Consider the following 616-nt stretch of genomic DNA (forward strand, 5'->3'; position numbering starts at 1 on the left):
TTTCCTTTTGTCTTCCTAAGCCCGCTTGGCCCCCGACTTGCCGACCTGCTGCTGCTCGCGGCCGGGTCGGGGATCACGCCCGGCATGTCGATCATCCGGGCCGCGCTGCGCGACGGCCGCGGCCAGGTCGCGGGCATTCGCATCGAGGATGTCCGGCGCGGCGGCCTCGATGGCGTCGGCCATCGCTTCCAGCAGGGTCCGCTTGCGCGCCGCATCGAGGGCGGCGAGCACGTTGAGCGTCCACTCCTCGCACTCGCCGACCCAGCCGTCGTCGCCGATCGGGAGCTTCGCCGGGCAGCCGACCTTGACGAACACCTCGATCCGGAAGGGGTGGTCCCGGGGGAGGACGTGGAGGGCGGGCAGCCAGTGTTCCGCGTGCGACCCGCCGATCAGGGCGATGGACCGCTCCGCGTCGGGGTCGCCGTAGGGCAGCGACAGCACCTGGTCACCGGCCATCGCGTCCTCGAGCCGGGTCAGCCAAGTCGCGCCGGGGCCGGCAGCGACGTTGGTGGCCTCGTCCTCGCCCCCGTCACCGTCGCCCCCGTCTTCCTCGCCGCCCTGCACGATCTCCGACGAGGGCGACTCGCCGTCGGGGCTGGGATCGTCGCCCTCCTCA

Annotated in this window: 1 protein-coding gene; it reads right to left on the bottom strand. The window is 72.6% G+C overall.

The genetic code is table 11. From position 1 onward, the window contains the following. Positions 1 to 15 precede the first annotated feature (15 nt). A partial coding sequence (locus ACFO3O_RS22595) for an SGNH hydrolase domain-containing protein (RefSeq protein WP_379983077.1) occupies positions 16 to 616 on the bottom strand: 601 nt, incomplete at its 5' end.

Origin of the sequence: Dokdonia ponticola, from assembly GCF_042653865.1 — a bacterium.
GTDB classification, from domain to species: Bacteria; Bacteroidota; Bacteroidia; order Flavobacteriales; family Flavobacteriaceae; genus Dokdonia; species Dokdonia ponticola.